General features: G+C 47.4%; 25 protein-coding genes, 1 other RNA gene and 2 pseudogenes. 15 read left to right on the plus strand and 13 right to left on the minus strand.

Features of this window, described 5'->3' with window-relative positions:
- Nucleotides 1-193 precede the first annotated feature (193 nt).
- A complete protein-coding gene (locus NXS08_RS00535) occupies nucleotides 194-3,541 on the plus strand; it encodes a PD-(D/E)XK nuclease family protein (protein WP_259136137.1) in 3,348 nt (1,115 codons plus the stop codon).
- Entirely contained in the window at nucleotides 3,538-7,065 is a 3,528-nt protein-coding gene (locus tag NXS08_RS00540; protein ID WP_259136139.1) for an ATP-dependent DNA helicase, read from the plus strand. The genes NXS08_RS00535 and NXS08_RS00540 overlap by 4 nt, the downstream gene beginning before the upstream one ends.
- 80 nt (nucleotides 7,066-7,145) lie before the next feature.
- On the opposite strand, the gene NXS08_RS00545 is transcribed toward NXS08_RS00540, so the two are convergent.
- Nucleotides 7,146-8,267, minus strand: a complete 1,122-nt coding sequence (locus NXS08_RS00545) for a phosphotransferase (RefSeq protein ID WP_259136141.1) — start codon at nucleotides 8,265-8,267, stop codon at nucleotides 7,146-7,148.
- Nucleotides 8,268-8,479: 212 nt separating this feature from the next.
- Between NXS08_RS00545 and NXS08_RS00550 the strand changes: the two genes are divergently transcribed.
- The 12 genes from NXS08_RS00550 (at nucleotide 8,480) to smpB (ending at nucleotide 17,732) form a co-directional block, all read left to right on the plus strand.
- A complete protein-coding gene (locus NXS08_RS00550) occupies nucleotides 8,480-9,643 on the plus strand; it encodes a CpaF family protein (protein WP_259136150.1) in 1,164 nt (387 codons plus the stop codon).
- A 5-nt stretch (nucleotides 9,644-9,648) separates the two neighbouring features.
- Nucleotides 9,649-10,506: a type II secretion system F family protein gene (locus NXS08_RS00555; RefSeq protein WP_259136151.1), complete on the plus strand. Its 858-nt coding sequence runs from the start codon at nucleotides 9,649-9,651 to the stop codon at nucleotides 10,504-10,506.
- Nucleotides 10,507-10,508: 2 nt separating this feature from the next.
- Complete coding sequence (locus NXS08_RS00560) at nucleotides 10,509-11,399, plus strand: type II secretion system F family protein (protein ID WP_259136152.1); 891 nt, start codon at nucleotides 10,509-10,511, stop codon at nucleotides 11,397-11,399.
- A 43-nt stretch (nucleotides 11,400-11,442) separates the two neighbouring features.
- The gene (locus tag NXS08_RS00565) at nucleotides 11,443-11,649 is read left to right on the plus strand and encodes a hypothetical protein (protein WP_259136153.1); all 207 of its coding nucleotides are present in this window, start codon (nucleotides 11,443-11,445) and stop codon (nucleotides 11,647-11,649) included.
- A gap of 29 nt (nucleotides 11,650-11,678) precedes the next feature.
- Entirely contained in the window at nucleotides 11,679-12,065 is a 387-nt protein-coding gene (locus tag NXS08_RS00570) for a TadE/TadG family type IV pilus assembly protein (RefSeq protein ID WP_259136154.1), read from the plus strand.
- Nucleotides 12,066-12,136: 71 nt separating this feature from the next.
- Nucleotides 12,137-12,535, plus strand: coding sequence for a hypothetical protein (locus NXS08_RS00575; RefSeq protein WP_259136155.1), 399 nt, complete (start codon nucleotides 12,137-12,139; stop codon nucleotides 12,533-12,535).
- Nucleotides 12,528-12,989, plus strand: a complete 462-nt coding sequence (locus tag NXS08_RS00580) for a Tad domain-containing protein (protein WP_259136157.1) — start codon at nucleotides 12,528-12,530, stop codon at nucleotides 12,987-12,989. The genes NXS08_RS00575 and NXS08_RS00580 overlap by 8 nt, the downstream gene beginning before the upstream one ends.
- Nucleotides 12,986-14,107, plus strand: coding sequence for a peptide chain release factor 2 (prfB, locus tag NXS08_RS00585; protein ID WP_259136159.1), 1,122 nt, complete (start codon nucleotides 12,986-12,988; stop codon nucleotides 14,105-14,107). The genes NXS08_RS00580 and prfB overlap by 4 nt, the downstream gene beginning before the upstream one ends.
- Before the next feature lie 34 nt (nucleotides 14,108-14,141).
- Nucleotides 14,142-14,831 (plus strand): cell division ATP-binding protein FtsE, encoded by a 690-nt coding sequence (gene ftsE / locus NXS08_RS00590; RefSeq protein ID WP_259136161.1) that lies wholly within the window; start codon nucleotides 14,142-14,144, stop codon nucleotides 14,829-14,831.
- Nucleotides 14,832-14,835: 4 nt separating this feature from the next.
- Entirely contained in the window at nucleotides 14,836-15,750 is a 915-nt protein-coding gene (gene ftsX / locus NXS08_RS00595; protein ID WP_259136163.1) for a permease-like cell division protein FtsX, read from the plus strand.
- 21 nt (nucleotides 15,751-15,771) lie between these two features.
- Nucleotides 15,772-17,190, plus strand: a complete 1,419-nt coding sequence (locus tag NXS08_RS00600; RefSeq protein WP_259136165.1) for a M23 family metallopeptidase — start codon at nucleotides 15,772-15,774, stop codon at nucleotides 17,188-17,190.
- 17 nt (nucleotides 17,191-17,207) lie between these two features.
- A complete protein-coding gene (gene smpB / locus NXS08_RS00605; RefSeq protein WP_259136167.1) occupies nucleotides 17,208-17,732 on the plus strand; it encodes an SsrA-binding protein SmpB in 525 nt (174 codons plus the stop codon).
- A 108-nt stretch (nucleotides 17,733-17,840) separates the two neighbouring features.
- Here smpB and NXS08_RS00610 read toward each other — a convergent pair whose 3' ends face one another.
- The 3 genes from NXS08_RS00610 to NXS08_RS00620 form a co-directional block, all read right to left on the minus strand.
- Nucleotides 17,841-19,166: a HAMP domain-containing sensor histidine kinase gene (locus NXS08_RS00610; RefSeq protein ID WP_259136170.1), complete on the minus strand. Its 1,326-nt coding sequence runs from the start codon at nucleotides 19,164-19,166 to the stop codon at nucleotides 17,841-17,843.
- 3 nt (nucleotides 19,167-19,169) lie between these two features.
- Nucleotides 19,170-19,850: a response regulator transcription factor gene (locus tag NXS08_RS00615; RefSeq protein ID WP_259136172.1), complete on the minus strand. Its 681-nt coding sequence runs from the start codon at nucleotides 19,848-19,850 to the stop codon at nucleotides 19,170-19,172.
- Nucleotides 19,851-19,961: 111 nt separating this feature from the next.
- Nucleotides 19,962-20,987, minus strand: coding sequence for an adenylate/guanylate cyclase domain-containing protein (locus NXS08_RS00620; RefSeq protein ID WP_259136174.1), 1,026 nt, complete (start codon nucleotides 20,985-20,987; stop codon nucleotides 19,962-19,964).
- Nucleotides 20,988-21,136: 149 nt separating this feature from the next.
- Between NXS08_RS00620 and ssrA the strand changes: the two genes are divergently transcribed.
- Nucleotides 21,137-21,505, plus strand: a transfer-messenger RNA (tmRNA) gene (ssrA, locus tag NXS08_RS00625).
- Nucleotides 21,506-21,512: 7 nt separating this feature from the next.
- Here ssrA and NXS08_RS00630 read toward each other — a convergent pair.
- From NXS08_RS00630 to NXS08_RS00655, 9 genes and pseudogenes are all read right to left on the minus strand, one after another.
- Complete coding sequence (locus NXS08_RS00630; protein WP_259136176.1) at nucleotides 21,513-21,926, minus strand: hypothetical protein; 414 nt, start codon at nucleotides 21,924-21,926, stop codon at nucleotides 21,513-21,515.
- A 150-nt stretch (nucleotides 21,927-22,076) separates the two neighbouring features.
- A pseudogene (locus NXS08_RS07360) lies at nucleotides 22,077-22,151 on the minus strand (hypothetical protein); the annotation flags it as partial.
- 198 nt (nucleotides 22,152-22,349) lie between these two features.
- On the minus strand, nucleotides 22,350-22,505 hold the full coding sequence (locus NXS08_RS07365) for a recombinase family protein (protein ID WP_396232238.1): 156 nt from the start codon (nucleotides 22,503-22,505) through the stop codon (nucleotides 22,350-22,352).
- Between the two features lie 185 nt (nucleotides 22,506-22,690).
- Nucleotides 22,691-22,927, minus strand: coding sequence for a recombinase family protein (locus NXS08_RS07370; RefSeq protein ID WP_396232229.1), 237 nt, complete (start codon nucleotides 22,925-22,927; stop codon nucleotides 22,691-22,693).
- A 327-nt stretch (nucleotides 22,928-23,254) separates the two neighbouring features.
- Nucleotides 23,255-23,953, minus strand: a complete 699-nt coding sequence (locus NXS08_RS00640; RefSeq protein ID WP_259136178.1) for a hypothetical protein — start codon at nucleotides 23,951-23,953, stop codon at nucleotides 23,255-23,257.
- A gap of 4 nt (nucleotides 23,954-23,957) precedes the next feature.
- A pseudogene (locus NXS08_RS07375) lies at nucleotides 23,958-24,509 on the minus strand (recombinase family protein).
- Between the two features lie 868 nt (nucleotides 24,510-25,377).
- Nucleotides 25,378-25,650: a hypothetical protein gene (locus NXS08_RS00645; protein ID WP_259136179.1), complete on the minus strand. Its 273-nt coding sequence runs from the start codon at nucleotides 25,648-25,650 to the stop codon at nucleotides 25,378-25,380.
- 76 nt (nucleotides 25,651-25,726) lie between these two features.
- The gene (locus NXS08_RS00650; protein WP_259136180.1) at nucleotides 25,727-26,074 is read right to left on the minus strand and encodes a hypothetical protein; all 348 of its coding nucleotides are present in this window, start codon (nucleotides 26,072-26,074) and stop codon (nucleotides 25,727-25,729) included.
- Between the two features lie 128 nt (nucleotides 26,075-26,202).
- Nucleotides 26,203-26,427, minus strand: coding sequence for a helix-turn-helix domain-containing protein (locus NXS08_RS00655; RefSeq protein WP_259136181.1), 225 nt, complete (start codon nucleotides 26,425-26,427; stop codon nucleotides 26,203-26,205).
- Nucleotides 26,428-26,465: the final 38 nt, after the last annotated feature.

Genomic DNA, 26,465 nt, shown 5'->3' on the forward strand with positions numbered 1-26,465 from the left:
TACAACTTCCCTTAAGTGTAGGTGATTTAAAAGAAAAGTTGTTAAGTAAAAAATAATGTCAGCTCTCTGTGTTTTACTAAAGACAGCTTAAAATAAGGTTAGTAACAGTCAAAAACCCAGATCAGGTAACCTGAGATGGCTAAAACATAAAGTTACAAGTCCAAACATTTCTAAACTGATTTCGAGGGATCACATGGAATACCGCTTAAACTTTCACGCAGGAAAGTTAGCACTGCCCGCCCTCGATAAATTGCAAACTGAAATTTGCGGAACTATCCTAGCCCCGGAAAATCTGTATCCTCTAAAACCGCACCATGCGCTACTTTACGGCCGCCCCGGATCCGGGCGCACTACCATCGCGATTTCGATTGCGCGGGAACTCTTTAACGCCACCGGAAAAGAAATTATTTTCCTAGTCCCTGACCGGCTCAGAGCTGACCGGCTGCAAAGCACAGTTGAAGCCGCCTTGCCTACCTTGGTGCGCCCTGTCAGAACCCCCACTGCGTTAGCGTACCGGTATCTAAATAGCTGGTACGTAGAACGCGTGGAACCACTAATGCCACCCCAGCTTTTAACCGGCGCTAGAGAAGATAAAGAACTGGCTGAACTGATAGAAAAAACGCCGTTAGCCTGGCCAGCAGAAATTCCGCAAGCACTGCGTGAATCCAGTATTTTTAGAATGGAGATTAGAAATCTATTCGAACGAGCCAGAGAAATGGGAGTGTCAGGGAAAGAATTAATTTCCCTAGGGCGCCGCTATCAAGTCCCCATTTGGGAAAGCAGCGGAGAGCTATTAACGCACTGGGAAAAACTTCCATTTAACACACCCACCGCGGCAGAACCAGCCTACCTATCGGCGGCACGGCTACAAGAAGAAGCCGCAAAAATAGTGAAAGACTGGGAAGAAACAAAAGAAAAAGCCAAAGTAGAGGCGCTCTTCACGCCACCTTACGCTGTGATTGTCGATGATTTACAAGATTGCACCCTGGCTACCTTACGGTTCCTCCAAGCTCTAGCCGCTAAAGGAACGCGGATAATTGCGACGGCTAACCCAGATATTGCGGTAGCTACCTACCGCGGGGGAGAACCGCACTTAGATGGTCGTCTAAAAGAAGCACTGCAACCGCAGGTATTCCATTTGGGACCCGCTTACCGAGGAAATCAACGTAATACGCAACTAGTTGATTTACTGGCAGAAAAACTCACTGTCTCTGGAGGGGTAGAACGTAGAAAATACGGGGCAATAGATCCAAATGAAGATTATAGTCGCCTAAAAACCGCGGCGTTTAGCTCTACACATCAAGAAAATGCCGCCATCATTAAAACTATTAACCACCACTATTTAAGGCACGAAACTCCGCTAACAGATATTGCGGTGATTGTACGAAACTCAGCTGACGTTGAACGCATCCGACAAGCACTGGTCAGAGCCGGATTAGCAGTTTCTGTGAACTCGCGGGCAATTGCCTATGCGCAAGAACCCCTCACGGCGATGCTACTACGTTTACTAAGTAGCGAAAACACCGCAGAAAAAACTATAGAAACTCCAACTGGAGAAGAACTGCAAGTAGACCAGGAACTGCAACTGATTGAAGAGCTGGTTCGCTCTCCGCTGGTGCAGTTCGACCCTCTAAAGCTCCAACGAGTAACTGACCTGGTGGGACAGTTAGCGCAAAGGGAATTGAACCTAAAGGAATTATTCGCTTTAATCACTGAGCTAACTAGCACTAATTCTCCGGTAACTAGCACTAACTCTGCGGTAACCAGCACTAACTCTGCGCTCGCGGCAACTAACTCTGCGCTCACTGCAATTAACTCGCCGGATAAGTCAATCGAGTTTAAACGCGTTAAAGAAGCCCTCTTAGATTCTGATTATGAACAAATCCGCAACCTAGTAGCCAAAGTAAATACCCTAGTTGCCTTAGGACGCAGTCTACGCGACGCGGAACCAACTATTGCCGTGTGGAAACTTTGGGAAGCAACTGAGCTGGAAGAAAAACTGGCAAAAATTGCGCTTTCAAACTCTCCGGAAGCAACTACCGCTGATGACAGATTAGACGCGGTAATCTCACTTTCGCGCACAGCCGATGTATGGCAACAACGAAATATTGGACAAAGTGCCCAAAGATTCGCAGACGAGTTTTTGTCGCAAAAACTACCTTCAGATAACCTCGCTGCCATTGCGCAAAGACCAGCTGGGGTGGAAATTCTTACGGTAATGCAAGCTGCAGGTAAACAGTGGCCGGTGGTAATCGTTGCCGGAGTGCAGGCAGACAAATGGCCCAATCTTGCCATACGTAATCGGCTTACCCGTGCCGGAGAAGTCACCTACCGAGTCAATCATCCTGAACTTACCGCTTTAAAACCAGCTGAACTTAACTGGCAGTTAAGAATCCAATCACGCATAGATGAACTACGCACTTTCATCTGCGCTATCTCGAGGACGCAAAAAGACCTTTACGTGTATGCCGTCAGCAATGAAGATGAAGTACCCTCAGTATTTTATGAAATGGTGACAGACTTTATTAACGAAGCAAAACCGGAAAAAACTCCCCTGCCACCCACCTCAGTAGCTGACATTCCAGAAGCAGATCTGCGCTCTTTAGTCGCAAAACTACGGAGACTATCTGCAACCCTGCCCCTTAAAACCGAAAACGACAGTGAAGAACACACTCAGCTAACCCTAGTGGCAGAACGCCTTTTAGCCTTTTTAGCCCAGCAGGGAATCCGGGTAGCTAACCCACTGAACTGGACGGGAATCGAATTGGAAAAAATCGAAAATCAGCAGATTTTTCCAACAGGTAAACCTGTCCTATCGCCCTCCGCAATTGAAAGCCTGCTGAAATGCCCAGCGCAATGGTTCCTATCTAGGCACGGTGGGACAAGTAAAACTAAAGGAGCTGCCAGTTTAGGAAACCTGGTCCACGCCATCGCAGAAAAATACCCGCAGGGCAGTGCCGAAGAACTCTTAACTGAGTTAGAAAATATCTGGGATGACGCAGAATACAACCGCGGGACAGAACTGGGCAGACGCGCTTTTGAAGACACAAAGGAAAAAATAGTTAAACTAGCCGGATATTTTGACACACTGGGATCAGTCAAAGTAGAAGTTGAAAAACCAGTGAAAGTTGATGTTGGCCCAGCCATAATCGTTGGTTTCATTGACCGTTTAGAACACTTACCTGACGGAGTAATCATTTCAGATATTAAAACCGGTCTGGTACCTTCGGCTAGACAAATGGATAAACATAAGCAGTTAGCTTTCTACCAGTATGCGCTAATGAAAAGCGGAGCAAATGTTATCGGCGCACGCCTGATCGCCCTGAAAGAAAAACAACCAAATAGATACGTGCAAACTAGGATCATGGGGGAAACGGACGCCGCAACGGAACTTTTAGAAAATACCGAAGCTGATTTAGCAGAAGCTGTGAAGCGTGCTAAAGGCCCCTTCTATGAACCGATTGCCGGCCCCCACTGTGACTACTGCGAAGTAAAAGCTTCCTGCCCCCTGCTGGATGAAGGATTGAGGACAATCGAATGAGCCCAGAAAAAACCCCAGCAATAACCGCGAAACTACTGGCAGAATCTAGCGAACCACGCGGCACTAAAATCAATTACCCTACAGCAGAACAAACCCAAGTAATTGAAGGAAAACCCGTACCAACTCTGGTTATAGCCGGAGCTGGCTCAGGGAAAACAGAAACGATGTCCCAAAGAGTCCTCTATTTGATTACCAAATATGGGATTAAACCCGAAAGAATCCTGGGACTTACCTTTACCCGCAAAGCTGCCGGAGAATTTTCCTCACGCTTACGTAAACGAATCGGCTTTTTAGGTCAAAGTGGGCTATTAGCAGAAGCAGCTAACGACCCTTGGTTTGCAGCTTCAGTAAATGTCTCCACCTACGACTCATTCGCAGGAAATATAGTAAAAGAATACGGGGTACTTTTAGGGCTTGACCCCAATATCAGACTGATTACCGCGGCAGCTAGCTGGCAACTGATTGATAATATCCTCATCACATATCAAAAAAAGCTACCCAAAAACCAAGTTGAAGAAATCCGTAAAGCAACTTTAGCTTTAGCGAATGAACTTACCAGCCACGGAGTTACAACTAAAGAGCTTCAAGAATTCATTCAAGAAACCACTACCTATTTGCTTAACGTACCCCTAGCTCCACGTAAGCGCACTCTCCCGAAAACAGTTATTTCAGCGGCAGAAAAATTAGCTGAAATGGAACTACTCCTGCCGGTGATTGAAAAATTTAACCAGTACAAAGAAGCGGAACAGCTATTAGACTTCGCCGATCAAATGGCCTTAGCTTTAAAACTGGTACGCGAATACCCTCATGTGGTGGACAGTATCCGCGCAGAGTACGACGCAGTTTTACTAGACGAGTTCCAAGACACTTCAGTTGCACAAATGGAACTACTCTCTCGTCTCTTTAAAGACTTATCTGTCACCGCCGTAGGCGACCCAAACCAAGCAATCTACGGTTGGCGCGGCGCCTCCGCCGCCTCCCTAGACTTGTTTTTACCCATGTTCGCTGAAAAGACTACCGGAGAAACCCTTTTCCTCTCTACAGCATGGCGTAACCAACCAAAAATTCTTGAAGCCGCTAACCTAATAGCCGCACCACTGGCCGAAAAAACCTATCCCGGAGTAGACGTACTCACTTTACAACCAGCACCACAGCAAAAACCAAGAAGTGGGGAAGTAACATACCTATACCCACACACCAATCTTGAAGAATATGATTTCGTGGCCCAGCAGGTGAAAAACTGGAAACTTACCTACACCGACCAAAAAACTGGTAAGAACCTTGAAACCTACGCGATTTTAGTGCGCACCAGAGCACATTTTCTCCCCCTAATTGAAGCATTAGAACGCTATGGTTTAGAAGCTGCCGTAGTCGGTTTAGGCGGGTTAGTCACCCAACCGGCAGTTACCGACCTACGAGCAATTCTCACTGCCTGCGTAAATCCCTTAGATGGCCCTGCCGTAATGCGACTGATTACTAACCTGGACTTACCAGCCAGAGACCTAAAACTCCTGTATGCGTGGGCGCGCCACCGCGCTAAAGAACGCAGTCAAGACAGCTCAGACCGCAGTGAGTTTTTATTAGACGCAGTTGATATTCCCCCGCAGGTGGGGTGGAGTAATGACACAGGAGAAGGATTTTCACAGCGTTCACACCAGCAAATAAACCTACTGCGGATGCGTTTAGAAACTATCCGAGCCACTTTGGACCAACAAATCCCCTACGTGATTGCAAAAGCTATCCGCGTCTTTGACTTAGATATTGAAGTTGCCGCAGACCCTTACGTGAACTTAGCAAATAATGCGTTAGACGCATTCTTAGAAGTAGCTAATGACTACGCAAGCCAAACAGAATATGCGCGCTTAGACGGTTTTCTTGACTGGATTAACACCACAATAGAAGCTGAACAAGGCTTAAAAGCCCCCGCGGTGGAAGTAGACCCAAGCGTCATCCAAATCATGACTGTCCACCAGGCGAAAGGCTTAGAGTGGGATCGCGTTGCTGTAGTGGGGCTTACCGAAGGTTCCTTCCCCTCCTACACCGGAGCCCACTATATTCGCACCGACGGGAAAGCAAGTTTAGGGCCGGAATTTACTTTTGAAAACCGCCCGCAAAAAGAGTGGGTAGGCAACTATTCGCAACTACCGCACCCACTGCGTTTAGACTATAAATTCCCCACAGGCGAACCTATCTTGCCCGCTTTTATTGAACTTAACGGAGATGACAGTGAATCTCTAGAAGAAGAGTTAGAAGCCTACTTTATGCGCTTAGCTTCCTACCAAGAAAAAGAAGAACGCCGCCTAGCCTACGTGGCATTCACCCGCCCCAAAAAAGAACTGCTCCTCTCAGGAGCGTGGTACACCTGGGGAAAGAAAAGTATTCAAAAACCCTCCCGTTACCTCAGAGAAATCATTAACAGCGGCATAGCAAAACCCGCAGAGGAAACTCCCTTAGTTGAAGCCATTGAAATCCTAAAAACTCAAATGCAGAATTTACCAGACGCCCTCGGGGAAGAAAAACTGCCAACAATTGGCTTAGAAAATGAAAAAATAGTATGGGACGAACCCTGCTTGGAAATTGACGACTTTAACTTTATCAATCAAGAAGTACAGTTCCCCCGTCGCCCAGGAAACTCACGCACCTTAGTAAACGAAAGTGCGAAACGGGTAAATCAACTAATCCTCACCCAAAGCGAAAACCCGGTAGAAACAGCTCCCGAACTGGAATATGACCAGGCAAACCAAGCACAAAGCGAATTAGTCCACTCAGTGCAGCGCGCTTTCGCACAATACCAACGCCAACTGGCCAACCAAGTTATTGAAGTGACGGTAAATAAACTCTCGGCAACTTCAGCAGCGACACTTCTATTAGATCCCAAAGCATACGCCCTGCAACTAAGGCGCCCCCTCCCGCAAGCTCCCAGCCAAGCCGCCCTAATGGGAACGATTTTCCACAAATGGGCGCAAACCTGGTGTCAAAAAGCAGCCGAAGAACCAATGCTATTTGAACCAACGCAAGCCGAAAGTGCCCAAACAAGCAATGAAACAGAAATCAGTATTCTGCTTGAAAGCCTCACTGAAAAACAAAGAAAACAGCTAGAAGTATTTCAAAAACGAGCAAAAGAGATCTTCACCCCAGAACTTCCCACCGTAGTGGGACTGGAAGTGCCATTCTCATTCCAACAAAAAGACGTAACTATCCGCGGACAGATAGACGTGCTGACACAAACTGAGGGGAAGTGGAAAGTCATTGACTGGAAAACTGGGCACCCAGTTACCCCAGAAAAAAGTCGGCAAAATATCGCACAATTGTCCGGCTACTTAGGACAGTTAATGCTCTACCGCAAAGCTATTGCCCAACAAAAACAAGTCCCAGAAAGTGAAGTCAAGGCAGAACTAATCTTCTTAGGCGGAAGCGATACATACTCTGCGAAACAAAGGCGAGTAAGTTTGGAAATGCTACAGGAAATACTTCCCGAAGTTGATATAGAAACTTTACTTGCGGGCCTTTCACAGAACCAATAGGAAATTTCCACCGCAAAAGTAAAACCGGTATAGGCAGCTTAGAGGCGTAGCTACTGGATTAGCTTGAACCCTACTTAGGCTTAACGGGAGCTATCTGCTTCAGTTTCAGGGGCAGACCATTCTTCTTGGACTACTAACGGAGTTAAAACTACTGTTTCTGCTTCCGATTTTGCCGGATCAAGGAAAGCAGTATCCGCCTGATTTTGGCTGGCAGTCACAGCAGCAGCTACTTCAAGTAAGCTAACTTCATTTCTTTCAACTTCCGCGTGCTCAGGCAAAAGCGGTTCGTTACCAATCCGATCTGCTAACGTTTGAATCAGTGTCTTAGCATCAGCGATCACTTCACTGTCGTGATTGCGGATTCCTTGCAAAAGCCAACGTAATAAGTTGAACTCTGCATATAAGTATCCGCGGGTTACCAAATGAAGATCTACATGATCTTTACGTGCCTTCAGATAAGCAGCTAAGAACCTATCGATTAGGTCCTCATCTTCACCGGCCAGTAGGTTAGCTAAATCTTCAGCGGGATCTCCCAAACAAGCCGCAGAAAAATCTCGCATGGTAGTTACCGCACCTTTGACAGCTAAAAATGAATCAATATCCACGTTTCCGTGAATCGGAGTGGGAGTGAAGTTAAATAACGTGTCATCATCTAAAGCAGTTTCCCAGCGCCGGTAAAGGTTTGCTGGTAGCGGCCAAGCGCGGGAAGCCTCAATCAGCTGTGCGCGTAACAGTTCACGGCAATCTGCAGCAGAGTGGATGGGCAGGCCAGTACGTTCCATGATTTCAGCGGGTAATCTATGCAACGCAGCTAAAGTATTCCCGATTGAATGAGATAAAGTCGGGTAGTTATAAAGATCGTCAAACTCAAGCGGGGTGCCGGGAGCTTCAGCGTAGATGAAAAGAGGTAAGGTTTCATTTACCCGCGAGTGTGCCACTGGAACTGCGACGCTAAAGGGGATAAAACCTTTTTCGTGGGCGCGTTTAAGGAAACGTAATAGGGTAGTTTCAGCTTCTAGTTTGGCTCCTTCAGCTTCATTTAAAGGCGCAACGATTTCCCAGCGGTCACCGTTTGCGTCTACTACACCCTGTCGTATACTTACCCCGTCGTTGCTGCTGATTTCAGTTAAGCCAACAACGTTGAAGTTTGGAAATACAGCGGTGGCGTGAGCTACTAAAGTTAAAGGAGATAGGGCGTTCATAACTTCTACCCTAAAGCAGTTTGCAAATTGACGGGGGACGGCACGCACTTAATCTTCTAAAATAGGGAATTTTCACGAATTGCTCCCCCTGGATTTTCAGTATTCATTCAGAATACTTTTATTAAAAAGTTATCCACAGGTATGTCAAACAGCTGTATTCACATATGTAAATAAGCTATGTTAAGCCTTATCAGCTTTCAACGGAGGGGGATATGGCAACAGCTGATGGAGTAAGACGGAATCGTTGGGTGCGAGCAAAAGTTGCTGAGATGGGGATAGACCCGATCTTAGAAAACGCTAAGTTGAAGCAACTGGTAAACCAATCTTTTATTGAATATCCGCTGGAAGATGCTGAGCAGCAAAGACTGCAGGTGACGCAGCTTCTGGCAGAAATTGGCGGGTACGGGGAACTGCAGTTTTTCTTGAATGATCCGGCGGTAGAAGAGATTTACATTAACTCTCCAGCCAAGATTTTTATTGCAAAGAATGGCAAATCTGAGCTAACAAATCTGATTATGACTGCTGAGGAAGTAAAGGATTTGGTAGAAAGAATGCTCTATCATTCTGGAAGGCGTTTAGATTTGTCGGTTCCTTTCGTAGACGCAACACTGCCCGGAGGAGAGCGTTTACACGTGGTTATTCCACCGGTAGCGGGTAAAGAATGGTCTTTGAATATCCGCAAACATTTGAAGATTAATCACCGGTTAGCAGATTTGGTGCGGTTGCAAATGCTTCCCGAGGACGCTGCGCAAATGTTACAAAATGCTATGCACGCCGGTAAAACAGTGTTGGTTTCAGGAGCAACCCAATCAGGTAAGACTACTTTTTTAAGAGCTTTAGCGCATGAAATCCCCGCTAAAGAAAGAGTTTTAACCTGTGAGGAAGTTTTTGAGTTAAATCTTAGTAATCATGATTGTGTAGCGCTGCAAACTCGTAACGCAAATATCGAAGGAGTCGGGGCAGTAACTTTAAGGGACCTGGTTAGAGAATGTATGCGGATGCGTCCAGAGAGAATAATCGTTGGTGAGGTTCGCGGGGCAGAGTCTTTAGATATGCTCTTGGCATTAAACGCAGGAGTTCCCGGAATGTCTACGATTCACGCAAATAGTGCGACTGAGGCGCTGCGTAAACTCACCATGCTGCCTTTATTGGCAAGCGAAAACGTTTCTTTACAGTTCGTAGTCCCAACTGTAGCAACTTGTGTGGACCTGGTTGTTCACTTGAAGAAGGAAGCCAATGGGTTCAGATACGTGCAGGAGATAAGTCAGGTTAGTGGGAGATTTGAAAACGGTAATGTTGAGCTGATCCCCCTGTGGCGTTGGGAAGCAGGGGCGCTTTGCTCTACCGGTTTAGTCTACGAAAGCCAGGTGGGGTAGGCAGAATGGAACTATTCGTGGGGGTATTACTTGCCCTGGGAGTTTTGTTGGTTTACGCAACGGTGGTTGAGATCCGTTTATTTGAGTACCTGCCTTTTAGAAACTGGGGAAGTAGGCTCAGAAATTATTTGCTTAAAGCAGGTTTAGATCACCGGCAGCGGATTTTGTTTTTAATCGTAGTAGTTGGTTTGCCCGCCTTTGTTTTACTAATTAGCTATGGCCTGACCCGAGTTTGGCCCGTAGCTATAGCCATGATGGCCGCAGTGGTTCCCCTACCGTGGGGGTGGTTGCGAATGCGTTTGGAAAAACGCCGGCAACGATTTGCTAATGCCTGGCCTGATATTACGGATTCACTTTTAACTGCGGTGCGCGCGGGAGTTTCCCTACCTGAAGCAGTGGTGCAGTTGGCAGTGGTTGGTCCGGAAACAACCCGGCCTTTCTTCCAAAAGTTTGCAACTGATTATCGAACTTCCGGCAGATTCGATGAGGCTCTTTACGAACTGCAGCGGAGTTTATATGATCCCACTGCTGATCGGGTGATTGAAGTTATTCGTTTAAGCAGAGAAGTAGGCGGTAATGAAATGGGTAATATCCTGCGCGATCTTTCCATGATGATGCGTGAAAATCTGCGCATTAGTGGAGAAATCCAAGCCAGACAATCTTGGATTGTGAATGCTGCGCGTTTAGCTGTGGCTGCGCCGTGGATAGTGCTGCTATTGATTTCTACCCGTACTGACGCGGGGCAAGCCTACAGTAGTGCGACTGGGATGATGGTGCTGGCCTGCGGTGGGATTGCCTGCACTTTTGCCTACTGGCTGATGCAGCGGCTGGGGCGGATTAATCTGGATCACGACAGGAGATAAAAATGGATTTTTCTGCTCTGCCAGTAATCTCTGGGACGCTTTTAGGGGTGGGGATTTATTTTTGTTACGGTGCGATTGTGAATCGCCCTAGTCGGTTAGAACAACGCGTCCTTCCCTATGTTCAACCAAAAAATTTGCAATCGCAGTGGCAACCGTTTTCTTCTCAGCATATTTTTAGTTGGATTAGTCCTCTTTGGAATGCGATAGGTTCTACTACGAAATCAGTTGAAAAGCGTTTAGCTATTGTGGGGGCGGGTATGGATATTTTTGGTTTCCGTCTTTTACAAACGTTAGTTTCCGTATTGGCAACTTTAGGGGTGGGGATTAGTTTAATCGGACTTTCCACGGTGCGAAGTATTACGTTCATTCAGTGGCTTTTACTCACTTCGTTAAGTTTTATCTTAGCCACCGTCATTTGGGATAAGTTATTGACTTATAAGGTTGAGGTTTTTGCTAAACGGCTTTCCTATCAGGTGGCTGACGCTGCTGAGCTACTGGCTTTAGCTATTTCTGCAGGAGAATCAATCCCCGGGGCACTTAATCGGGTTTGTTCCATCAGCGGCCCGCAAATGAAAGCTCAGTTAGAGATTGCTTTGGAACAGATTTCACAAGGAGTGCCCGTGTCGAAAGCATTACGTAACTTAAGCGGAATAACCCCCAGCCCGCAGCTACAGCGTCTGCTGGAGACGCTTATTTCTGGTAATGAAAGGGGCGCAGCCCTATCGGTGATCTTGAGAGATCAGGCGAAGGATTTACGGGAAGAAGCTATGCGTTCTTTATTGGAAGCCGGTGGGAGGAATGAAATCGCCATGCTAATTCCAGTGGTGTTTTTAATCCTTCCCGTTACCGTGGTTTTTGCCCTTTATCCAGGGCTGATTGCTTTACGTTTTTAGGTTTGGAAACCCTGTAGTTTGGATTCAATGAAAGGAAAATAAAATGAAAATCCAACACTCACTTCCCGAATTTCATCTGCCGCGGGAACTAACTCACCCAAGTTCTAAAAATATTGAAGCAGGAGACGTTCCTGGCTGGGTGTTAGTGACTTTGATGACGGCTGGTTTGGTGACTGTCGTTTGGGCTTTAGCTGACCAGGCGTTACGAAACTGGTTCGCAGAAGCTATTTCATCAGTTGTATCTCCGTAAAAGGGAAGCGGATTCTTACTTCTTTAGAAATGAGGGAGAGGATGGAGTCTGCGGAAGAATCAGGGTCTGAAGTTGTCTCGCACGCATTAGTTCAGGTGTTGGTACTGATTTTAGTGTCCGCGCTTTTACAACTCGGTTTTGTTCTTTATACCCGTAATGTGGCAGTTGATGCGGCGTCTGAGGGGGCTCGCTACTACTCTTTACAAGGGGCTAGTTTAGAGCGTACCTATGCGCGGATTGAAGCGCTTTTATCCGGTGGTTTAGGAACTGGCGAGCGGCAGATCCTGATTACGGAGCGGAAAGTTGCTGACCGGGTGCAGGTAGTTGTGCAGGTTTCAACAGATCTGCCGATTTTAGGTCCCTGGGGTGTGCCGCGTGCTTTAACTGTTGAGGCGTCTGTGTGGAGGCTTCCGTGAGGCGCTGGAAAAACCAGTTTATTCAAAAAGTTTTTGTAAGAGCGGCTGACAGGTCGGAATCTGGTGAAGTTGTGGTCGAGTTTATTATGTTGGCTACGGTTGTTTTAGTGCCATTAGCCTATTTGATTTTAACTTTGGCTTCCTTGCAGGCAGCTGTTTTCGCTTCTGAAGCCAGTGCACGCGATGCCGCTTATATTTTGAGTCATGATTTAACTGCCGAAAACTTAGCGATCGAACAGTTAGACGCAAATTTTTCCTCTTATTTGAGAGAAGAACAGGGGACTGGGAAACTTTCGTACCGGTGCGATCCTATGCCGTGTGCGGTGGGGAGTTTACTTTTGGTGCGGGTGGAAACAGCGGTGCCTTTACCTCTTATTCCCGGGGATTTTGCTCAGACGTTGGGTGCCGAGCTGCCGGTTGTCGCCGAATATGCTTTCCCAGTTGAAGGGTTGGTAATCCGCCATGAGTAGGCATTATTCGCAGCACGAGGACGGGCGGATTAGTGTTTTAGTTATCGGTTTAACTTTCTTAGTTATGGCGATACTTACTGTAGCTATGGTGATTACCAGTGTTCACACGCAGCGTAGACAGTTGTATGCCTGTGCCGATACTGTAGCGTTGAGTGCTGCTCAAGAAGTTAAAGGAACGGATTTTTATACAACCGGCGAATTGCACACGCTAAGTGAAGATGTGAAAAAGGTGGTGCAACAGCGTTTTGATTTTTTGGTGACTAACGTTTGCGCGGTGGGGGAGAGCCCGCTGGTTACGGCAGTGAGTGTGGATGAGTCTGAGTTGGAAGTGGTGCTTGAGACGGTGCCGAGCTTACCAATTGTCTCTAGATACATGAGTTTCCTCACCGAACCGATGAAAATCCGCGTTGCATCTATAGTTTCAGTGACAAAATCCCGTAGTGTGGAAGAGTGAGTATTGATTTTTCAGTTGAGATTGAGACCCTTCGAGGTACGTTAGCAAATATTGTAGCCGTTACCCGCCCAGATGAATTGCGGGAACGGATTGCAAAGTTGTCTGAAAAAGCTGCTGCTCCCGATCTTTGGGATGATCCAGATGCGGCGCAGGCAGTGACCTCAGAGCTTTCCCATACTCAGGCAGAGTTGGGGCGTATCGAGAAAATGGCTTCCCGGATTGACGATCTGGAAGTCATGGTGGAAATGGCTGAAGAAGAACAAGACGATAAAGAACTCTTATTAGAAGAAGCGACTGAGGATTTAACGAGTATCCGCAAAGCGTTGGCAGATCTTGAAATTAAGACTCTTCTTTCCGGTGAGTATGATGAGCGTTCTGCAGTAATCACCATTCGTGCTGGTGCAGGCGGGGTTGATGCAGCTGATTTCACGGAAATGCTTTTGCGAATGTATTTACGCTGGGCAGAACGACGTGGCTATCCTACTAAAGTTATGGACACAGCTTACGCAGAAGAAGCTGGTTTGAAGTCAGCAACTTTTGAAGTGAACGCTCCTTACGCGTATGGCACTTTATCAGTTGAAGCAGGAACTCACCGTTTAGTGCGAATTAGTCCATTTGATAATCAAGGACGCAGACATACTTCTTTTGCGGCAGTTGAAGTGATCCCTTTGATTGAAACTACTGACCACATTGAAATTCCTGAATCTGAATTGAAGATCGACGTATTCCGGTCTTCTGGGCCAGGGGGGCAGTCAGTGAATACTACTGACTCCGCTGTGCGTATGACGCACATTCCCACAGGGATCGTTGTTTCGATGCAGAACGAAAAATCGCAGATTCAAAACCGTGCCGCAGCATTACGAGTTTTGCAATCCCGCTTGTTGCAGCTGCGTCATGAGGAAGAACAGGCTGCGAAGAAAGCTCTAGCTGGGGACGTTAAAGCCTCTTGGGGTGACCAAATGCGTTCATACGTTTTACAGCCCTATCAGATGGTGAAAGATCTGCGGACCGGGCAGGAAAACGGTAACACTGGAGCCGTATTTGACGGTGATATTGATGATTTTATTAACGCCGGAATTCGTTGGCGTAAAGACCAAAGCCAGGACACAGAAAAATAGCTTTCGGGTAGGCAGAAAAGTTTGAGGAACTAAGATGATTCGATTTGATGAGGTTACTAAGTCATACGACAGTGCTTTAGCACCCGCATTAGACCGTGTTTCAGTAGAAATTTTGCCGGGCGAGTTCGTTTTCTTAGTAGGTAAATCAGGCTCTGGTAAATCAACTTTTTTGCAACTAGCAATTCGTGAGCAAAAGCCGACCTCGGGTGACGTTTGGGTGCTGGGGAAGAATGTTGGTAAGCTTTCTAGCTGGAAGATTCCGCTGTTGCGGCGACAGATGGGAATGGTTTTCCAAGACTTTAAAGTGTTAGAAAATAAAACCGTTTACGAAAATGTTGCTTTCGCAATGGAAGTATTAGGTTGTAAACGGCATCAGATTGAAACGCAGGTGCCCGAAACTCTAGAACTGGTGGGCTTATCTGGTAAAGAAGACCGGCGCCGCGGAGAGCTTTCTGGTGGTGAAGAACAGCGAGTAGCAATTGCCAGGGCAATGGTTAATCGCCCGCAGTTACTTTTAGCTGACGAACCTACGGGTAACTTAGATCCTAAAACTTCTGAAGGGATTATGGCTCTTTTGAAGCATATCAATAACACTGGCACTACAGTTGTGATGGCCACCCACGATGTGGGGGTAGTAAATGAGTCTCGTAAACGAGTGATTCGTCTGGAAAATGGGCGGATCGTCAGCGACGAGCGTGACGGTGAATACGGGACGCAGGAGTAAACAGATGCGCGGACGTTTTATTCTTTCAGAAGTAGGTAAAGGGCTTTCTCGTAATATTGCGATGTTTGCTTCTATCGTGCTGGTAACATTCGTTTCCTTATTCTTCACGGGGATTTTTAGCCTGGGGAAAATGCAAGTCGAAGCGATGAAGTCCCAGTGGTATGACAAAATCGAAGTTTCTATCTACATGTGTGCCGCAGATGATACTGCTCCGTCATGTGCTGGTACCGAAGCAACTGCGGAACAGATTGAAGCGGTTAAACAAAAACTTGAATCTGCTGAGCTGGCGCCGTTTGTTAAAGAATCTTATATGGAATCAAAAGAAGAAGCGTTTGAGAATTTTCAACGTCTCTACGCTAATTCGCCCTTAGCGCAGTTTTCTAATCCCGATTGGCTTCAGATTTCTTTCAGAGTGAAACTGGTTGATCCTAATCAATATCGCTTATTAGAAGAAGAATTTGCTGGAGCACCCGGGGTAGCTCAAGTGCAGGATCAACGGCAGATTGTTGAGCCCCTTCTGAAAGTGATTGACGGAGCTATGCTATTTTCCGGGGTTCTGGCAGTGGTTATGGGGGTAGCCGCACTGCTGCTGATGACTACAACAATTCGTCTTTCTGCTCAAGCGCGTGAACGGGAAACTACTATCATGCGTTATGTGGGTGCCTCTAGTATCACTATCTTGTTACCGTTTATGATTGAAGGAGCAATTGCTGCACTTAGCGGAGGGCTACTGGCAGTTGGGGCACTTTGGTTGAGTTTACGTTATATTCACGATACTTATGTAACGGATTCCTTTACCTGGTCCTACCTGGTGGGTGCTTCAGAAATGTGGATTGTAGCTCCAATCATGTTACTTATCGCTATAACGATTGCTGCGTTAGCTTCTTTGGCTACCTTAGCGAAGTTTACGCGCGCTTAAAATTTAAGGAGGGGATAATATATGCGTAAGACAACACGAAAAATGAACTGGCTTCGAGCAACTGCTGTAGTGAGTATGGTGGCTGTGCTGTTTTCTTCATATACGCTCCCATCTATGTCCGACGATCGTGAAGATCTGGTAAGAAAAGCTCAGGAAGCGCAGAAGAAACGTGACGAGTTAGAAATCCTCATCGCGCCTTTAGATAAGGACCTGCAAGATCGTATTCGCCGAATTCAAGCGATTCAAGAGCAGCTTCCTGAAGCACAAAGAGTAGCTAATCAGGCTACTGCAACTGCTGAAGCGGCGCAGCGTGAACTACAAATTGTCACCGACCAACTAAACGTTGCAAATGCAGAGCTTAAAGATCTGGGAGACGCTATTTCAGATCTGGGTGGGCAAAGTAGCCGTAACGACAGAGCCCTAGCGATGATGGCAAGAGAAATGTACCGTTCAGGGGACAGTTCGTCACCTCTGCTACTAGCTCTATCAGCTGAATCTACGGCAGATATTTCTCAGCGTGCCACCACCGCTCAGTCGATGGCAAGAGTACAATCTCGGGCGTTAGAAAATGCGCGGGGAGAGTTAGCTGTTACTAAAAATAGGGAAGCGCGGCAGAAAGCTCTTCGAGATAGAATCTCGGGGTTGCAAGCTCGCGCCGAAGCTGCCTCCATTCAAGCAGAAGCCAGTGCGGCAGAAGCAAATGCTAAAGTTGCTGAGTTAAATACCCTCAAAGCCGAAGAAAGTAGCGCAACTGCTGCACTGCAGGGACGGATCGGCGATTTAGAGAAACAAAAACAAGACCAAGAGAGCTTAAGAGCTACTTTTAATAGTGAAATTGCGAAAATCGACGAAGAAAACCGTCGCCGGGCAGCGGAAGAAGCCCGCCGTCAAAGAGAAGCTGCTGCCAGAGCAGAAGCGGAACGAGTAGCACGCGAACGCAAAGCAGCAGAAGAACGCCAACGCAACCAGCCCGGTCCCGGGCCAGCACCGACCCCAACCCCAGTGCCAACTCCACCCCCAGCACCTTCTGTTGGAAACGGTGGCTACGGGTATCCACTCCCACAAAGGTATCCAGTTACTTCCGGATTCGGGCCACGCTATATCCCAGGTTTAGCTGCTTCAGCCTACTACCATTACGGGATTGACTTGGGAGCACCCTGTGGCACCCCAGCTTTAGCAACTGCTCCTGGAACAGTTACTACAGCAAACTGGCATTACCTGGCCGGTAACTGGGTGATCATTAACTATGGGATCGTGAATGGAAACTCGATTCAAGTTATTTACATGCACTTCACAAAGCATAATGTACGTGCTGGACAAAGAGTGAACCGCGGTGACGTAGTTGGTTTCGTAGGCACAACCGGTAACTCCACAGGATGCCACCTACACTATGAGGTACACGTCAACGGACAACCCGTAAACCCAGTTCCCTACATGTAGTAAGGGAAGGAACTAAAATGGTTAATCCGGAAAAACCAAAAAAACTAACTGCTGCGCAAAAAGCTAAAGCAGCGGCTGACGCTAAGAAAATAATTGCCCGCAATAAGCGCGCAACCCACGATTATTTCATTGAGGAACGCTACGAAGCAGGACTGGTGCTAACAGGTACGGAAGTTAAAGCGCTACGTGCTGGCCGAGCCTCATTAATGGAAGCATGGGTTGAAATTGAAAATGGAGAAGCCTGGCTTCGACAGGCAAATATTCCAGAATATGCGCAGGGAACTTGGACTAATCACGCGCCGACTCGTAAACGTAAACTGCTACTGCATAAGTCAGAAATAGCTAAGCTATGGCACCGAGTCCAAGCTAAAGGATACACAATTGTTCCTTTAGAACTTTATTTCTTTGAAGGTAAAGCCAAAGTACTACTTGGCCTGGCCCGTGGTAAACAAGAATACGATAAAAGACACGCCTTGAAAGAAAGACAAGATAATCTAGAAGCTCGGCGTGAAATGCATAGGTTCGCAAAAGGGCGTCGATAAGCAAAATGTTTAGAGGGGGTAGGGAATCCTACCCCCTCTAAACATGAGGATCAGCAAAAGCCAGGTTTAACTGCCAATTAGAGAAATTAAATTACTCACCAGGTGGTTTTAGAATCGGCGCCGTCGGCGGCTGACAGCCACAACCGCCCCTTGGGGAACCACTGAATCAAGCTGCATACCTGCAGGCATCGCAGCTAAACTAATCGTAAACTCAGCAGGTTTTCTTCCGGTAAGTTCAAGGCGAGCCCCAATTGCAGTAGCTAAATCTTTCGCTAAAGCAAGTCCAAAACCGGAAGATCCCTGTCCAGAAACACCTTTTTCAAAAATACGATTTACTAAATCAGAGGGGATTCCGGCGCCCTCGTCAATCACTACGATAGTAACTGACCGAGAGGAAGCACCTTTACGACAACTCACCGTTGTAGTACCCGCCCCGTGCTGAAGCGAGTTCTCAATCAAAGTTGCCAATATCTGCGTTAAAATCGAACGATCCGCAAGCACCGGCTGAGCAGCCTCATCAACAAAACGCAACGTGCGGTTACGCTTAGCGAAACTCTCTTCCCACTCCTCACGCTGCTGATTGAAAACTTCCAAAATATGGAAGGCTTCTGGATTAACACCTTGCCCGCTGGAAGTATTCAAAAGATCTTGAATCACCTGCGTGAGTCTCTCAACCTGCTCTAAACAGATACGCGCCTCATCTTGCACCGTTGGATCAGTAGCAACCAGCTCGATCTCTTCAAGCCGCATAGAAAGCGCAGTTAGCGGGGTACGCAGCTGATGGGAAGCATTCGCAGCGAACTGGCGTTCAGCCACTAACCTCCCAGCCATCCGCTCACCGGCACGCACCAATTCTTCCTGGACCAAATCAATCTCTTCAATTCCACAAGCCTGAACTGACGCACGAACCTGTCCCGCACCGATTTGTTCAGCTTGGGCAGCCAAATAAATTAGCGGGGCAGAAAGTTTCCGCGAACCACGTAAAGCAAGCCAAACACCAACCAGTAAGGAAAGCAGAATTGCAAAAGACAAGAAAAGAACATAAGTAGCAACGCGGATAACGCTTTTCCAACCGGAAGCCTTAGCAACCACCACAGTACCTGAAGCACCAACATTAACTGAGCGGAGGCTGATACCCTGAACGTCCTCGCCAACAGAAATTACTTGATTACCGGGGACACGTACCTGAAGGTGTTCAACCGCGAAATTTAGATGATCATTTTTTGCCCATGAACGCACGTAACTGGCAGTGACCGGTTCATTGGCAACTAGCCGGCGGTCAATCGTGTTACTTATAGTAGCCGTGTAATTATCTAATGCTAACTGTTCAGAACGCCATACAAGTATCCCCCCGAGAATAGTCGAGGGGATACCCAGAAAGAGAACGCTGATAGTTACCGCAGTAATGATCAGTTTAATGAGTCTTTGGCGCAAGAATTAGTGCCGTTCTTTTTCAAAACGGAAACCCATTCCACGTACTGTTGTAATGTAGTGGGGGTCAGCAGCGTCGTCACCCAGCTTCCGGCGTAACCAAGAAACGTGCATATCCAGGGTTTTAGTGGAACCGGTTGGGTCAGAACCCCAAACTTCTCTCATTAACAGGTCACGCTCAACTACATTTCCAGCTTCGCGAATGAGGACTCGTAAAAGATCGAATTCTTTGGCAGTTAGTTGCAGCTCACGATCTTTCACAAAAGCACGGTGCGCTGAAATAGAAACGCGCACGTCCTGGGCTATTAAATCTTCTTCAGTTTCTTCATTGCCAATGCGACGAAGTAAAGCACGGACGCGGGCAAGTAGCTCAGCTAAACGGAATGGCTTAGTTACGTAGTCATCTGCACCCGTATCTAGGCCAACAACCATATCAATCTCATCCGCGCGAGCAGTGAGAATCAGGATAGGGATGGTTCGACCAAGTTTTCGCACGTGGCGGGCAACATCCAAGCCGTCCATGTCTGGAAGCCCTAAATCTAGGATTAGTAGGTCAGCGGCTTCGATTTCGTTCAAGGCGCTCCTGCCAGTGCCATGTGAGCGCACATCATATCCTTCGCGGGTAAGGGCACGAGCCAAAGGCTCAGCAATCGCTGGATCGTCTTCAACTAAAATTACTGTTGTCATAGTTTCAGAATACTAGAAAAACCGAAACTTTACCTCTTATTTACTTTGTAAAATTTATATTTTAAGTTTGAAAAGAAAAAATTTCAAGAATATTTACGGAAATAATCAAAATTAATTGACGACTACTCGGAAAGGCATTACCTTTCCAACCCCACGCAGATCAGCCTCACGGGCAGGCTCAGCAAAGAAAGAGTCTCCGCCCTCGCCATTGATAATCCGCTGAGCAGTATCCGCGTCAGTTAGAATCTGCCCAACCGGAGAAACATCTGTTAAACGAGAAGCTAAATTAACCGGCGGCCCAAAAACGTCCCCAGAACGAGAAAAAACAGAACCCTCAACGATTGATGCGCGCACTGGAAGCAGATTCTTATCTGAAGTTAGACGCTTCATCAAGGAAGAAACTACCTGAAGCCCAGTGGGAAGATCATCAGCAATATAGAAAACCGCATCTCCAATCATCTTGACAACACGGCCACCCGACGCGGGAATAGTCTCTCTGCAGATAGTTTCAAAACGGTTAATCAAATCGATTAAATCTCTGCCAGTTAAGTTAGAAGAACTGGAAGTATAAGAAACCATATCGACGAACCCGAAAGTACGAACTAGTGGGAAAGTGCCTGACTGTTTTCCCTGCCCGCGATGCGAAACCTCCTGATCAACACGGGTTAAAAGAGACTCCAACTGACGTTTCCACGTGTATGCCATATGGTTTTCCAAAAAAGGAAGAAACTCGCGGAAACGATCTAACGCAGTAATCCGCGCAGTGGTGTCATCTAAATGGAACCTGCGGGAAAGATCATCAACCAAGGCTTCCATCTGCCATAAAGCTAAACGGTCCGCGATATGCGAACCAGCCCGCGCAAAAGAAAGAGCAGTATTTAAATCAATCTGACCAGACTCAACTAACTCATTCCACGCCTGATAGGCGCGCAAATCAGCTTCGGTGAAAATCAATTCAGTTTCCGGAGCTGGCGAAAACCCCATAGCAATCCAATAAGAATTCACCCGTTCAATGGTAGTGCCTGAACGCGAAGCTAAATCAGAGAGAGTAAGCGTCGGATCGCCGTCAATTAAAATCTGACGGTATGAATCTAAAGTAGAGCTGGTGTTGAGATTTGATGAGTTAATGTGAGTCACAATACTAATTTAGAGGCTTGCGGGCATAAAATCCAAACAAAAAGTAATCCGAGTCATATTTGTATAGGATTTACTGGTTGAGAATCAAGGAAAGAAACCGGTAAAATTAAACAACTGCTAGATAATAGCAAAATAGTGAAAACTAAATAGGGGATGATCGGTTTCGACAGCGATTTACGATCGTGGAGAAGCGTGCCGAGGATGTCTACTGAACTCGTTAACCAGGTATTCAAAAAATTAGGTGCCGAACAGAATCGCACCGACTTCGCTCTTGCTGCCTAATTGCGCAAGACAGTCCGTCAGACCAAGTGATGCTCTTAGCTTGGACCCTGGCGCAACCTTAAGAGCCACTGGATTTTTAGTTCGTTAGTGACTACGAATCGACATTTTAGCTAACTGAGCCTACTGACATTGGGTCTGCGCATAGTCAGAGGCTGAGAAATAAGTTGCAGACTGCGCACGGAGAAGCCCTCGGGGTTGATTGTTGGACGCGGGTTCGATTCCCGCCATCTCCACTAACGTCCCTCATGTCGAACCCGTTAAGGGTGAGGCGTGAGGGACATTTTCTTTGCTCACCAACATTCGCTCCCATGTCATTTGGTCGCAGTTTTCGTAAAACCATGAAACGACCGTCAGCGTGCCGTCTCCCACGTAGATCTTGTTCACGAAATATTCCAGCAACATCGCACGAGTATCTGTATCATCAAGCTTCGCCTCGGCATACCGTTGGAAGAACGCTCCGATAGAGCCTTCATCTTCCATCAAGGTATTCTTTACATGCTCGGTCTGGATCTGCGCATCAAGCTCGTTCTTACGTTGCTCCAAGTCGTTCATCGCCTGCGCCGTAGCGGTCGAAAATATGCCCTGGGCGTTTGCCTTAACAAAAATACCGTTCTGCCGTTCCACATCCTTCCGTTCAAGCTCCAGCGCCTCTATCACAGCTTCGTTGCGCCCGTGTGCTGCTTTTTACTCAGCGGCCAGATCTACAGCCAACGAAGCCAATGACTCAGGGTTTTCGAGGAAAATATCAATAACACTTTCGACTGTGTTTTCAAGTGCGTCCTTACGCACCGGCTTGAGTGTACACTTCTTACGACGCTGATTCAGACAGTAATAATACCTGTATTTCCGGGCTGTCTTAGACGTTCCAGAAACACCCTCCAGGCGTCCTCCACATAACTAGCAGTAACCGACGCCCGTCACTCAGTATTGAGGAAGGTGAGATCCCATAGCATTAAGCTCAGCCTTGGTCTTGGCACCGCGATACCTGTTCTTAGCGAGTTTTTTCTGTGCCAGATCCCAGTCTGTGTTACTGACCAACTGTGGCATACCACCAGGGATAACGTGCTTGACATACGAGCACTATCCGAAATATGCTCGATTCTCGAGAATCTTTGCGATCGTTTTAGTAGTGAAATTCTTAGCCTGTGCGGTGCACACGCCGGCATTGTTTAAGCTATTAGCGATGCGTTGCGAACTCTTCCCGCCGATGTGATCGGCGAAAATACTATCAACGATGGGATCTGTGACGTTATCGCGCTGATAACGCTTCTAAATCTGTCACCAAATCATGCGCCGTGGATGGGATCTGTGACGTTATCGCGCTGATAACGCTTCTCACCGTCAATAATATACCCGGAGATTTTCCGGCCGTTCGACAGCGCGTGCTCAGCGTAATAGTTCTGCCCGTGCTTAATGTTCACCTACAGTTGTAACGAATAATATTCAGCGAAAGCATCCGTGAAACCCTCAAGTAATATAGACTCCGGCTCAATTCCTTCGACGTACTCTAACCGGGCGCCAGCATTACGAATAGCAGCCTTAATCTTGAGTAGATCCCCGCGATTATGCCCAAGTTTGTCATTCTTCCATGTGATGACGTATTCCGGTTGCAGTGTCGGTAACTCTTGGAGCATGAGATTGAGCTTAGGGCGATTCATATTGGCGCCAGACTTGGCAGGCTAGGGATAATCTTTGATAATCGTTATTCCACGTGCCTGTGCCCACCTCTGAGCCATCTCACGTTGTTGGTCGATAGAGGCTTCGTTTTGCGAGCTGGACGAATAACTAAGGTATGCAACGGCGGTGGTGTTGTCATTAAAAGCAGCCGTCTTCTTGTGCATATCTCTCCCTTACGCCGGTAGTGTATATCTACTTCAATTATCCCTAATAAACCTAAGAAGCGACAATCATAAAATGCCAAGCATACACCGTAGTTACTCCACAGTAGGCTCAGGTCATTCTTACTATGGTTGTCGGCTACCTGGCTACATCAGGCTTGTGATTACAGTGACGGTAGCGCCGATGACGATGCCTGCTACCGTTGCAATTAGTGTCCACCTGACAAGATTCGTATTGATAGACGCTGATTCCTTGTTCTCCTTGTGTTGACGCTCCAATTCAGTCTGCGTCTGCATGAGGACTGCAGACATTGCCTCCAACGTCTCCAGTTGCCGCTGTGCGCGTTTCTCGTTCACGCGTGATGATTCAGCAATGCTTTCAAGTAAACCCTTGTAATCAGGCATCCTGAGTGAATCTACATCAAGATTTGGCATGTACCTCGCGAATACTGGCGGTTCATACGTCGGGTTTAGCAGGTCAGTAGATGGAAGGTTGGGCTTCGGTATAGCATTCTTGAATATGTCGGCAACACCCGCATTCAAAGACACACTCCCCAACTGCTCGGCCACTGGTATCATCTTCTTGATGATGCCCGATAGATCAACACTATGACCAACCGTTTTCCGCAGTGCTTCCAAAGAAGGGGTCAACTGCTCAGAGATGAGCTTAGTTTCGACCATCGCCTCCTCATATCGAGGGTGTGACTCGTCCTCGTAGGCTTCTTGCAACTCCTTGAGTGTCATGTGTCGGATGCCGTCTTCTGCATCCTCAGCGTTATCGGTTACATTCGGATCCAATTTTTCGTTAGCGTCATCAATATTTGCAGTTTCCTCGTTATTGTGCATACCCTCACCGTCTTAACGCTTTATAGATCGTTTGTCTGCTTACGTTGAACGCCCGCGCGGCCTCCGAAACTGTCTGCCCACCATCCACGGCTGCACGAATGGCAGTCACCTGCTCACTAGATAGCTTCGGCTTCGGGCCGGCAACACGCCCCTGAGTGCGTGTATGAGCGACACCTTCCTTGGTTCGCTCAATAAGTAGATCACGCTCCCATTGTACAAGACCAGACAAGATCGTTACCATCCGTTGACCGTCTTTATTACATGTGTCGAGTTCGGGGGTAAGGATGAGGACTGGCACGTCTCTTTCCGCCAGCTCAGAGACTGTCTTCAGCGTATCCAGCGTGGTGCGTCCGAGTCAGTCAAGTCGAGTGACCACCAAAACGTCACCTTCACGCATGTACTCCAGTGCGTTGTCCAGACCGGGTCTTGACGACTTCGTGCCGCTGATAGTGTCATAGAAGATTTTCTCGTAGCCCTCCGTCTTCAGTGATGCTTCCTGTGTTTCCAACGACGCACCTTGGCTTTTCGTTGAAACGCTAGTATATCCGACCTCCATCTCTAATTACTGTCCCGCCCTTGAGGATCACTCTCGGCAGGCTCGATATCAGGGATGCGGTCACCGTACGGCTGTAGTTCTCCATCAACTGCCAATCAGGAATGTAACCGTCCTCGTGATACTGATTGATTGGATCTATGACGGGAACGCTGTTTTCATCGCTCAGAGCTAGGAGAGCGAAGCCGAAGATCGTACGGATATACCATTAAGCTCCCTCCTGAAAGGGAAGTACTTAAAGCGTGATTCAAACTGGATCATGCAGGTTAATAAGAGGCGAGCACGAGTTGAGACCTCGTCGTTGTTGAACTGAAGCGCTGTGACGTTTTGAGACGTGTAAAAAGGCTCATCTTGAAGGAAAGTTGAGCCAAAACTACCGCCGAAGCTACCGTCAATGTTCTGCTGGTTACGGAGCTAAGTCTTCGACTAGCTCTACTTTTCCCATCACGCCATTGTTTTCCGCGGACCGTCCAGCAAAGTTAACATCGGGGTATATGTAGACAGGACAGAAAAGTCCAGCTTATTGCCCATGTCTATCGTGCATAGATTTTTCAGCAAGAAGAATTGCCAATTGATTGACTCAACGTCGCTCTGCACCCCACTGTTTACAGTCGTAACTGGCTTATGATGAAGACTTCGGGTGTAATCTTCCATGAACTACCAATCTGGGATATATCCGTCAGGAATGTAGGTATTTTCTGGATTAATAATCGGATCACCGTTACCGGCTCGTTGGGCAGGTAACTTGACTATCGTGTCCTTCAAGGAGCGACCCACTTCCTGCTGAATGAGTACTTCGGTCGTTCGAGGCTGAAGATGGTTGACAAAAACAGGCCAATTTCAGGCGTGAGCCACTTGGCGTATCCAAGTGTCATATTTGGGGATGCTGTAAAATCTCGATCCATGTAGTTGACATAGCCAACCGAGCCTTGAACATCGCATATAACACTGCACAGTTTCCCTTGCTGACAGTGTCCTCGTCATACTTGCAATGCTGCATGACGCCGTTATTATCTTTCTTAGCTCCCGCATAGAAAATGTCAGGATTTTCTTCGAGATTCATCTGAAGTGCTTTTCCACCTTCGAGGCTCTCAAAGAGATCCTCGATCTTGAATTCGAACCAGTCTGAAACATCCTGCTTCATTACGCATCCTCATCTGTGTCGTAGTGATCCGCCTCTACAACGCGGCCTTCCTTCACGAGATAGGCGAGATAGTTGTTCAGCGTTGTTTGGAAGTTATCAGCCGTGAGCTTCGAAAATCTGTCTCCATGTAAACCTCTACGAGCCACTCGTCCTCGTGCGTGACTTCCTGCGTGGCCGACATACCAGTCTCTACAGTCTTGTTGCGGAATAGCTTCAGCCACTTCTCTTCAACAGTCTTCCACTTGCGGGCATTGTTGGCGGCGTCCAGGTGAAACTTTGCGAAGCTGTCAATATGGAGCGACGCAGGAGATTCAAGATGTGCGCCGCCACGATATTTCGCAAGGATTTCCTCAGCCTTGGATTCAAGCCTGACTTTGCTGAGGTACTGGGTGGAATACTCACTGGCTGTAATCCTCTCCTTCAATAATGTCCATATTGCTCTCCCAATGTTTGTCGCTCAGGTCGCGTTCCTTGGCGCGACGGATGGCAACACGAGCCAGATGGTTTTCATAATGTAGCCCGACAAGTCAGCCGAAACCTGGTTCTCGCGGGTCATAGCAGCCAGGTCAAACATGCGCTCACGCTCAGCACTAGTAAGGCGCGCAGTGCGACTGCGATGTCTTCGTGCTTGCTATTAGGGGCAGCGCGACGTACCTTCTCGATGTTGCTGAGGTAGGGGGCGGTCACGCATATCATACCAGCGAACTGTCTCATGGTGTATTCGTGATGCTTGCGGCGTTCTGTAATGAATTCTCCGAACTCTAAGTTGTCGCTCATCGCTCCTCCTGTCGTGTTAGCAAACGCGCTAACACGCG

The organism is Gleimia sp. 6138-11-ORH1 (assembly GCF_024814355.1).
In the GTDB taxonomy this organism is placed as follows: Bacteria; Actinomycetota; Actinomycetes; order Actinomycetales; family Actinomycetaceae; genus Gleimia.

Bases quoted from the DNA above. Each gene is read 5' to 3' on its own strand.
- NXS08_RS00535 (WP_259136137.1), top strand. From the start codon at position 194: ATGGAATACCGCTTAAACTTTCACGCAGGAAAGTTAGCACTGCCCGCC.
- NXS08_RS00540 (WP_259136139.1), top strand. From the start codon at position 3,538: ATGAGCCCAGAAAAAACCCCAGCAATAACCGCGAAACTACTGGCAGAA.
- NXS08_RS00545 (WP_259136141.1), bottom strand. From the start codon at position 8,267: ATGAACGCCCTATCTCCTTTAACTTTAGTAGCTCACGCCACCGCTGTA.
- NXS08_RS00550 (WP_259136150.1), top strand. From the start codon at position 8,480: ATGGCAACAGCTGATGGAGTAAGACGGAATCGTTGGGTGCGAGCAAAA.
- NXS08_RS00555 (WP_259136151.1), top strand. From the start codon at position 9,649: ATGGAACTATTCGTGGGGGTATTACTTGCCCTGGGAGTTTTGTTGGTT.
- NXS08_RS00560 (WP_259136152.1), top strand. From the start codon at position 10,509: ATGGATTTTTCTGCTCTGCCAGTAATCTCTGGGACGCTTTTAGGGGTG.
- NXS08_RS00565 (WP_259136153.1), top strand. From the start codon at position 11,443: ATGAAAATCCAACACTCACTTCCCGAATTTCATCTGCCGCGGGAACTA.
- NXS08_RS00570 (WP_259136154.1), top strand. From the start codon at position 11,679: ATGAGGGAGAGGATGGAGTCTGCGGAAGAATCAGGGTCTGAAGTTGTC.
- NXS08_RS00580 (WP_259136157.1), top strand. From the start codon at position 12,528: ATGAGTAGGCATTATTCGCAGCACGAGGACGGGCGGATTAGTGTTTTA.
- ftsE (WP_259136161.1), top strand. From the start codon at position 14,142: ATGATTCGATTTGATGAGGTTACTAAGTCATACGACAGTGCTTTAGCA.
- ftsX (WP_259136163.1), top strand. From the start codon at position 14,836: ATGCGCGGACGTTTTATTCTTTCAGAAGTAGGTAAAGGGCTTTCTCGT.
- NXS08_RS00600 (WP_259136165.1), top strand. From the start codon at position 15,772: ATGCGTAAGACAACACGAAAAATGAACTGGCTTCGAGCAACTGCTGTA.
- smpB (WP_259136167.1), top strand. From the start codon at position 17,208: ATGGTTAATCCGGAAAAACCAAAAAAACTAACTGCTGCGCAAAAAGCT.
- NXS08_RS00615 (WP_259136172.1), bottom strand. From the start codon at position 19,850: ATGACAACAGTAATTTTAGTTGAAGACGATCCAGCGATTGCTGAGCCT.
- NXS08_RS07370 (WP_396232229.1), bottom strand. From the start codon at position 22,927: ATGAATCGCCCTAAGCTCAATCTCATGCTCCAAGAGTTACCGACACTG.
- NXS08_RS00640 (WP_259136178.1), bottom strand. From the start codon at position 23,953: ATGCACAATAACGAGGAAACTGCAAATATTGATGACGCTAACGAAAAA.
- NXS08_RS00645 (WP_259136179.1), bottom strand. From the start codon at position 25,650: ATGAAGCAGGATGTTTCAGACTGGTTCGAATTCAAGATCGAGGATCTC.
- NXS08_RS00655 (WP_259136181.1), bottom strand. From the start codon at position 26,427: ATGAGCGACAACTTAGAGTTCGGAGAATTCATTACAGAACGCCGCAAG.